Consider the following 1,432-nt stretch of genomic DNA (forward strand, 5'->3'; position numbering starts at 1 on the left):
GGATCAAGGTCAAAAGTTGTGGAGGATCTTAGATTAAGCATATAACTGAGAAAGTCGATACAAGAAGAATTCTACGTTCCGTACACCTCTGAACTGACTGCGAAAGGCTTTGATCTTGGCATTGAACGATTCGGCTGAAGCATTGGTACTCCGATTGTCAAAGTAATTTAAAATCGTTTCATAGTGGTTCTGAATCGAACGGGCTACCGTGTTGAAGGCTTTGAAACCAGCTTGTCGCACTTTTTCATGCCACTTAGCCAATCGCCCTAAGCCGTAGAGTTTGTCAGTGGTGTTCTCAAAAATATAGCTTAGGGACTGACTCAACTCGTAGGCCCGCTTCAAATCTGGATAGCGATCAAACAGCAGACTCGCTCGCTCTTGCTGACTTTGCGTCCAGTCAGTTGGCTTTTTATAGAGTACATACCGGCTACGAGCCAAAAGTTGTTTGAGCGTATCGCCATTGGAAAGCACTTCCGGTTCATAAATAAGTTGATTGGTCTTGGCGAGTTCAAGGGCCTCATTTTCGGCCTCCAGAGCCTGCCAACGGTACTCAACCCGCATATCTTGAACGGCCTCCAGAGCCAGCTGTTGCACATGAAAACGATCAGTTACCTGGGTCGCTTTGGGAAAACTTTTTTTAGCAATCAGGGCCATATTACCCGCCATGTCCAGGGTGATTTCCGCTACCTTATTACGTTGTCTTTTAGGCAATTGGCTCAGCACATTAATCACCGTCTCGGCTTTGGTACCAGCCACAATGGCCACGATACTTCCCTTGCCTCCTCTAGCCGCTTTATTGGTTAGGATGGTATAAAGTTCTCCCTGCGATAAACTGGTTTCATCAATGGATAGCTGTGTACCTAGATTTTGGGGGAATAAAAGCCATTGCTTAGCATGGGAACGCTGAGGCCAATGAGCAAACTCACTTAACTGAGTGCGGTATTGTCGGGCCAGCCGGTTGCCATCAATCCCATAAAGACGACCCAGGCTATTGGTACTGTGGGGGGATAAATCCGTCAATTTCTTTTAAAAAAGCCGCGAACTCAGTCGTCATTCGCGTGCCCTGCGCCACTTGGCTCCAATCTCTGGTTTCTACGTTTCCAGTCTTGGTGTTGAGCCAACGCCGACGCTTTATGTGCAGGAAAACGCGTTTATCTCGGATAGGGAAGTCCTGAATGGTGCTTTCAGGTAGAAAGCCCTTGGATAAAAGCTGGTCTTGGGGCTTATCCGACTCGTCGTAGTTTTTCTCCTCCAGATACAGATGAAGTACTTCTAAAGCGTGTTCAACGCGTGTTAATTGGTAGTAGGTTAATATAAACTCAGGTAAGAGGTATTCGACTAAGGGCAAGAAACTTTCCAAAACGAGCTAGACTGGGGTGAAACCACAAACCTAGATAAATACAACGCTCTCCACAACTTTTGACCTTGATCC

Annotated in this window: 2 protein-coding genes; both read right to left on the bottom strand. The window is 46.5% G+C overall.

Going from position 1 to position 1,432, the window contains the following annotated elements; genetic code table 11:
* Positions 1 to 33: 33 nt before the first annotated feature.
* On the bottom strand, positions 34 to 1,020 hold the full coding sequence (locus GO755_RS40590) for an ISAon1 family transposase (RefSeq protein WP_227687297.1): 987 nt from the start codon (positions 1,018 to 1,020) through the stop codon (positions 34 to 36).
* Entirely contained in the window at positions 989 to 1,360 is a 372-nt protein-coding gene (locus GO755_RS40595; RefSeq protein ID WP_157591158.1) for an ISAon1 family transposase N-terminal region protein, read from the bottom strand. Before GO755_RS40595 ends, GO755_RS40590 begins: the two co-directional genes overlap by 32 nt.
* Positions 1,361 to 1,432 lie beyond the last annotated feature (72 nt).

It is taken from the genome of Spirosoma arboris (assembly GCF_009754945.1).
GTDB lineage: Bacteria > Bacteroidota > Bacteroidia > Cytophagales > Spirosomataceae > Spirosoma > Spirosoma arboris.